Here is a 7,477-nt window from a genome sequence, read left to right as displayed (position 1 = left end):
GCATATTCTTGAAAATAAATTTTTGATTGCTGTTAATTATATGGTAATTTACATTTTATGTTAATGACATGATATTAACTGCATACATTAATCACAATTAGCTTTGACAAACACAGAAATTATTGGAGGTTAATAACATGATGCTATTTGCTCATTAGTTAAGTATTTATATCAAGCAATACTACAGAGTAGTTAAAGATTGTTTATGATGAAATAAGAACTTTTGTATCGAGTTGATACTGACAACAAAAATCTGAACCCTAGCAAACAGGTTGTTTCACCATGTTCGCCCGCAAAATCCTAGTTGTTGAGGATGAAAAAATCATAGCCTCAAATATTAGAAAAAGTTTACAAAAATTAGGTTATTCCGTATCAGAAACTACTAAGTCTGGTGAAGAAGCAATAAAAAAGGTAGCAGAAACTCTTCCACATTTAGTATTAATTGATATCTGCCTAGCTGGGGAAATTGACGGTGTGAACGTAGCAGACATCATCCAGAATCACTTCCATGTACCTGTAGTATATTTAACAGAGTGTTCGGAATATAAAACATTATATGAAAACCAGCTAAGTGAGCCTTTTAATTACATAGTCAAACCATTTATTGAAAGTGATTTACATTTTGCGATTGAAATGGCTCTATACAAACATCAAAGCAAAAAAATATTATACGAAGAAAAACAAAGGCTGGCAGCAATTATTAATAGTATGAGCAGTGCAGTGATTGTGACTTATGCTGATGGTTGTATTCAAATGATGAATCCCATAGCAGAAATAATCACGGGCTGGAAGGAAAGTGAAGCGTTCGGTAAAGATTTAGTAGAAGTAGTTAACTTAGTTGACAAAGATGTAGGAGAAAAAATTGAAAACTTAGCCGCAGATGTAATCAAAACAGGTGAAATTTTGGATTTCCCAGAAAACTGTATACTGATTACCAAAGATGGCAAAGAGATAGCGATTGGGGATAAAGTTGCACCCATCCGCGATCGCAATGGTAATATCACTGGTGCAGTTTTAGTGTTTCAAGATATCACCAAACGCAAGCAGACAGAGGCACAATTGATCCGTAATGCGTTTTATGATGGGCTGACAGCATTACCAAATCGTGTTTTATTTCTAGACAGGCTCAGACAAACAATTGAGCGCAGCAAACGCAGAAGCGATTATTATTTTGCAGTTTTATTTTTGGATTTAGATGGTTTTAAAGATATTAACGATCGCTTTGGACATGGAATAGGGGATGAGTTTTTAGTAGCGATCGCTAGACGTTTAGAGTCCTGCTTACGTGGTGGTGATACTGTAGCCCGATTTGGTGGTGATGAGTTTACAGTTCTTTTAGAGGATATTAAAGACATTACCGACGCTACCAATGTTGCCAAACGGATTCAAGAATCGTTGCGATCGCCACTTAAGCTGAATGGATGTGAATTATCTACTACAGCTAGTATTGGTATTGCTTGGAATTTTAGTAGTTATGAGGAACCTGCAACTCTGCTACGGGATGCTGATATTGCTATGTACCGAGCTAAACGGCAGGGAAAAGCGACTTATGCCATATTTAGTTAATTAAGTAAGTAGGTCGGCGAAATTAAAGCTAACTGGCTAAGGCTGTCATTTGTCCTTTGTCATTGGTCATTAGTAAGGGTTTTAAGCCTATTTACGTTTTGCAACATAATGAGTTTTTTTTCACGCCAACTTATTTAAGTGGGTGTAAATATTCGTCGTTGGGATAAGGGTTTTAGCCTAGTTTATTTTTATTTACATACTTTGATTTTATTGTGCCAGCTTACTTAGTCCTTTATGCTGCCATTAAAATCAAAATCCTTTGATTTTTTTTCACAACTATTCTGAATGTCATGGAAAAAACTGAAAAACAGAAAATGCTCGCAGGCGAATTATACCTGGCGGAAGATCCAGAATTAGCTGCCGAAAATAAACGAGCTAGTCGTCTGTTGCGAAAGTACAATTCTACAACTGAAGAACAGCAAGAGCAACGGCAGCAAATTTTGCAAGAGTTATTTGGAAAGATAGGTGACAAAGTATCAATTGTGCCACCATTTCACTGTGATTATGGTAGTAATATTTTTGTCGGCGACAAATTGTATATGAACTATGGCTGTGTAATTTTAGACTGTAATACAGTTCACATTGGTGATAATGTATTATGCGCTCCTTATGTACAAATTTATACTGCTTATCATCCTGTAGAGCCAGAAATTCGCCTTTCTGGTAGAGAATTAGCTGCCCCAATAAACATTGGTAATAATGTCTGGATTGGTGGCAGTGCAATTATTTGTCCAGGTGTCACTATTGGCGATAACACAACCATTGGTGCTGGCAGTGTAGTTGTCAAAGATATACCTGAGAATGTTGTCGCTGCTGGTAATCCCTGCCGCGTCATTCGATATTTATCCTAGAGTTTAAAACTTGTATCCTCTGGCAATCCAATAGAGCCAGTCTGCGATCGCTTCTTGAGTTTCGCTGTCAGCATCAATGGCTGCTATTTCAGATAACTTTGCAGAATATACATCATCATCCTTACCATTAATGTAAGCTACTTCGACAAGCATATCTTTTAAACACTCATCATCTGGGGCCATTCCCAGCACTTCCACTTGTTTCTCCTCGGTAGAGCCTGATTTGCGTCCCTTCTTAGTCCATTTAGCCATAAAGGGAAAATTTAGAGTCTCTTCGAGGTAGTAGTACCAACCCATAGCTCGATCTTCTTTGTCTTCAGCATCTACAATGATCTCTGTTTTAATGCGATGCTCTCGGTTTTCGTCGGCTTCAACATTAGGCATAAGATAACGCTTTAGGTGTATAACATTTTGATAATATTACCAAAGTCTTGGCTAAGAATAATTTTTCTAAAAGATAGTTAAGTATATAGGGCTTACACATAATAGATCCCCCAAGCCCCTTTTTAAACAGCGCTTTGAGAGTTTCTCCCATTTTCAGAGAAGTTAGGGTGGATCGAGATTTTAGTTCTCAGTGCGTAATTCTTGGTATATCTAGGTTATACAAAAAACCGCTTGTTATTGACAAACGGTTTTCTAGTTATTGCACTCAATGAGGAACTTATTTGTTTCGCCAAGATGCCAAGTTCTTTAGTGGCAGTAAAGCGCGAAATTTTTAGAGGTTAAACAAGTCTCAAATCAGGATAATTTGCCAGTACATCATCAGATGTCAGCGTATCATTTTCAGCTTGTGGAGTCCAAAGTACTTCAATTGCCAGAAGTTTTTCGCTAGGGATACTACCAATTTGGCGCAAGGCTTGACGCAAATCATCAGCACTGTTAATCGCTGTGGGGATATCAAACTTGCCTAGTGTTGCCGCCAGCAAGGTGACGATAATGTATTCTCCAGGGCCTTCAGTAAATAGGCGGGTGGGGTTGTCTAGTTCACCAGCCTGGGGTAAAGCTTCTTTGGCAAGGGCTGCTTTTAGCTGGTTGTTGACGTTAGAAAGAGTTTCTTCGCTAAACTTGCTCCGTTCTGCCAGTGACAGCCGATTAAACTGACTTTCAGCTGAATTTAAACTGGCTTGTTGAGTGCCACCACCTGCATATACAAAGTATTCGGGATGGCGGAGTAAAGCTAGGCTGGCTTCTTGCAGAATTTCTGCTCTTCCCTCTGGGGTATTAGTATCAGCAGTTTCAGCAATGTGGTTGAGTTCATTTTGCAATTCACGGGCTTGAGCTAACAAACCTACTTGCAAACGAGTTACAGAAACAGGAGAGTTACTGCTGTAATCTGCTTCTGGTGTTTCACCGCCTGAGACACGGCGGAAAGTTTGCAATAAGAAATTAGCGATCGCAAAGAAAATTAAGATGCTAAATAGACCACCAAATCCTCCCCCAATACCCCAGAAAGGAAGTAGGAAGGGAAAGCCAAAACCACCACCAAAACCGCCACCAGGATAGTATCCGCCCCCGCCGGGAGGTGCATAAGTGCGCGGTGTATAGGTGCGGCTGGAAGGCGCTCTAAAAGAGCCACCACCGATTCGACCCCCACTGCGGGCCGCTAATGCTCCATCGGCGTGGCTAAGAACCAAAGTTAACACCAGTCCTAACGCTAAGAAGGTTTTTAACAGTGGTTTGCTGATTTGTTGTAGTTTTTTACGCATAATACAATCGCTTGGAAAACAGAATTTTTATGATTTATCTCCATGCTGGTAGGAGTTTTGCGGTTATGTCACTAACGCCAGTCCGTAACAAGCAAGCTTTGTAGCATTCACTTTTAAAGGCTACATATTCAATCTACCGCGTCTTATCTGGCGTATGCAGCGATCGCAGGGGGGATTTCTCGACTGGGGAACCGTACCTTAAGATATGTTCATCATCACAGAAATTTGTGATGTCTACGACGGGCTACGCCTACGGGCAATTTTGGCTATGTTTTAGACTGGGCACTTCGACGCTACAGTTTTGGATTATACAGATGTTTCTCATTTCTCATGATTATTTTGACTAATTTTTTAATACTTCACCCTACTTGTTTTGTCAGAATCTAAAAGGATATCTCTCTATTTCAAGTAATATAAAGGACGGATATAGACCTGATTCTTACGTATGCATGGTAGTGTTAAAAGTGGACGTGATGCTTATCAGCAGCACTAAGCAGACACAGATAGTTATGAAATACTTATCTAAACTTTTGGCATTTTGGCACGCCAGTCTAGACTATTCAAGATAGTCTAGTGAACGTAGGTAAGTTTCGTAATTTTTGCAACAGTTCTTCAGTGAGAAATTTGACTACATTGGACTACAAGTGCTAGATTTTATTTTATTGTCCATCATGCACAAAAATTCTCTAATGTTGAGAGTTTTGCCGCAAAAATAAAATCAACACAATAAAAAAACAATCTTGTTGGCTAATCTTCTAAAATAGCCTTCAGTTTTGTCTACCAGATTCGTTTTAAAAGAAATAAAATAATAATTATGGCTTGGAAAGTAATCCTAATTGTAAATAAATTCAAAATTATTTGAAGTAAATTTATCAACTTGGTTATGGAACATATTTCTCAACTAACAGCCGACATCAGAGACAAAGCTGCATACCCAGATATCCTAGTCATATCCCGGATATTCTTACCGAAAGAAGCTGTAATTGGAGAATATATGTATAATCGTTGTCTCCAAGATCCTGAACGAGTTATTGTGCTGGCGGCTAGTTGCTCAGGAGATAAAGTATTTGATGAAGGTCAACAATTTCCAGTATATCGCTGGTTTTATCCTAGATACTGGCGTAGTGGCTTTGTAGGAAATATCCTAAAGCCTTTTGTCAATATTGTCTGTTCATTTGTGCTAGCAATCAAACTCTATTTTCGCTATCACTACCGTTATATAGAGTGGGGACACGGCTATGATTTTCCTTCACTGTTGCTATTGAGCTATTTCTTACCTATTCGCTTTTTTATCTATCTGCACGGTAATGATTTTCTTTGTACTTTACACAATCCCGTACTGCGATCGCTATTTAAATTGACACTTCATAGAGCCGAAGGTATTGTTTGTAACAGTTCTTACACGCAAGACTACCTCAGAACTGCTTTACGATTAGATACGCCTACTTACGTTATTAACCCAATAATCAGACCAGAAAAATTTGGTAACAATGTCGGGAGTCCCAGTAGCCTTGATGATTTGCGTGTTCGGGTGCGTCAGGCATACAACATTCCCGATTCAGCAATAGTTATTCTCTCTATAGGAAGGCTAGTAAAACATAAGGCTTTCGACCGAGTAATTGATAATATCCCACTGTTGCTAACCTTTGGGGTCGATGTCCACTATATAATCTGCGGTGAAGGGCCAAGTGAATCAGAACTGAAATCTCTGGTGCATCGTTTGCGGGTAGATAAGTGCGTCCACTTTGCTGGATATGTGCCAGAGCGTGAATTAGCAGGTTATTATGCAGCTTGCGACATATTTGCCATGCTGACTTTATTAGATACTAAACCTAATAATATGGAAGGTTTTGGTATGGTTTATTTAGAAGCAAGTTACTTCGGTAAGCCGATCATTGCCCCTCGCTTAGGCGGTGTTCTAGACACAGTTCAGCATGAAGAAAATGGGATATTGGTTAATCCAAATTCTGGTTATGAAGTTTTTCAAGCTTTCAATCGGTTGTGCAAAGATCAACAGCTACGTGAGCAACTTGGCCGCAAAGGTAAAGAATTAGCCAAGCGTAGAACTCTTCATCGATCGCTTTACAAATCAGAGGGGAAAAACCCGATTTTGTGAGATGAATGCAGATGGAGTGGGGATGCACAGATGTTCATCTCCCCGCAAATGAGCAAGATTGCATTGTAAAATCTCCCTTGTGATTTTATTAAATATGCAATGAAAAATATCTTGTTTGGTATGTGGCAATCTCTTCGGCATTACCGAAGGCAAGCTGTTATATTTACAATTCTTGGATGTGTTGCTCTATTGAGTGTAATTAGCTTCCAAACAATGCCTATTCTGGCTCAACCAGCTTCAACCTCATCTGAACGTCCTGCTATGAAAGCGCCAAATTTTGGGCGACACTTTCAAGAATTTGGGCGTGAAGGCTCAATCTTGATTTACGACTCAAAAAATAACCGCACCTATGAACACAATCCTAAACGTAATACAACTGCGATCGCTCCAGCTTCGACATTCAAAATTTTTAACGCGCTGGTGGCATTAGAAACAGGTGTAATTCCTGATGATGTGGCAGTTCTCACTTGGGATGGAATTCATCGAGATATCGATGCTTGGAATCATGATACGAATTTGCGTCAAGCCTTTAAAGATTCAACAGTTTGGTTCTATCAAGTACTAGCACGTAAGGCTGGATATGAACGGATGCAGCAATTTATTAACAAAGTAAGTTACGGAAATCGTCAAATTGGCACCGCCGCAGACATTGATCGTTTTTGGCTAGAACAGCAGCTATTGCAAATTACACCCCAAGAGCAAATTAAGTTTTTGCAACGGTTGTATCAAGGTGATTTACCTTTCTCCCAACGGACAATAAATCTTGTCAAAGACATTATGGTACGCGAACAAACTTCAGACTACACACTGCGGGGAAAGACGGGATGGTTAACGAGTACCAAACCAAACGTTGGTTGGTTTGTGGGTTATTTAGAACAAAACAAAAACGTCTACTTTTTCGCAACAACCCTTGATATGTATAAACCAGAGGATGCACCCGTCCGCATCGAGATTACACGACGCAGCCTGAAAGATTTGGGCTTGCTGGCTCACATCAACTAACCACCACCAACAATAGTTACCACTTCTAAGCGATCGCCTGGCTGCAATTTTGTTTGTGGCCAAAACTGACGATGTAAAATTTCGCCGTTATACTCCACAGCCACCAAGCGCGGGTTAAAACCCAACTCTTGGAGCAAATTGGGTAAAGAAGTTTGAAATGAGCAGCTATGGGTTTCCCCATTTACCTGAATCGTAATCTCATTAGACATAAATGTGGGAATGGGGAATGGGGAGTG

Annotated in this window: 7 protein-coding genes; 4 read left to right on the top strand and 3 right to left on the bottom strand. The window is 39.6% G+C overall.

Features of this window, described 5'->3' with window-relative positions:
- Nucleotides 1-282: 282 nt before the first annotated feature.
- The gene (locus G1O98_RS35620) at nt 283-1,566 is read left to right on the top strand and encodes a diguanylate cyclase (protein WP_163938799.1); all 1,284 of its coding nucleotides are present in this window, start codon (nt 283-285) and stop codon (nt 1,564-1,566) included.
- Nucleotides 1,567-1,856: 290 nt separating this feature from the next.
- Nucleotides 1,857-2,417, top strand: coding sequence for a sugar O-acetyltransferase (locus tag G1O98_RS35615; RefSeq protein WP_175586991.1), 561 nt, complete (start codon nt 1,857-1,859; stop codon nt 2,415-2,417).
- 3 nt (nt 2,418-2,420) lie between these two features.
- Here the strand turns inward: G1O98_RS35615 and G1O98_RS35610 are convergent, their stop codons facing one another.
- Nucleotides 2,421-2,801: a calcium-binding protein gene (locus G1O98_RS35610; RefSeq protein ID WP_163938782.1), complete on the bottom strand. Its 381-nt coding sequence runs from the start codon at nt 2,799-2,801 to the stop codon at nt 2,421-2,423.
- A 338-nt stretch (nt 2,802-3,139) separates the two neighbouring features.
- Nucleotides 3,140-4,123, bottom strand: coding sequence for a DUF1517 domain-containing protein (locus G1O98_RS35605; RefSeq protein ID WP_163938780.1), 984 nt, complete (start codon nt 4,121-4,123; stop codon nt 3,140-3,142).
- Nucleotides 4,124-5,006: 883 nt separating this feature from the next.
- Here G1O98_RS35605 and G1O98_RS35600 point away from each other — a divergent pair.
- Nucleotides 5,007-6,239: a glycosyltransferase family 4 protein gene (locus G1O98_RS35600; RefSeq protein WP_163938776.1), complete on the top strand. Its 1,233-nt coding sequence runs from the start codon at nt 5,007-5,009 to the stop codon at nt 6,237-6,239.
- 99 nt (nt 6,240-6,338) lie between these two features.
- Nucleotides 6,339-7,241 (top strand): class D beta-lactamase, encoded by a 903-nt coding sequence (gene blaOXA, locus G1O98_RS35595; protein ID WP_175586990.1) that lies wholly within the window; start codon nt 6,339-6,341, stop codon nt 7,239-7,241.
- Here the strand turns inward: blaOXA and thiS are convergent.
- The gene (gene thiS / locus G1O98_RS35590; RefSeq protein ID WP_012410328.1) at nt 7,238-7,450 is read right to left on the bottom strand and encodes a sulfur carrier protein ThiS; all 213 of its coding nucleotides are present in this window, start codon (nt 7,448-7,450) and stop codon (nt 7,238-7,240) included. The genes blaOXA and thiS overlap by 4 nt on opposite strands.
- Nucleotides 7,451-7,477: the final 27 nt, after the last annotated feature.

Source organism: Nostoc sp. UIC 10630 (assembly GCF_010747425.1).
GTDB lineage: Bacteria > Cyanobacteriota > Cyanobacteriia > Cyanobacteriales > Nostocaceae > Nostoc.
Note: the sequence above shows the minus strand (reverse complement) of the source record. Positions and strands in the feature narration are given on the sequence as shown.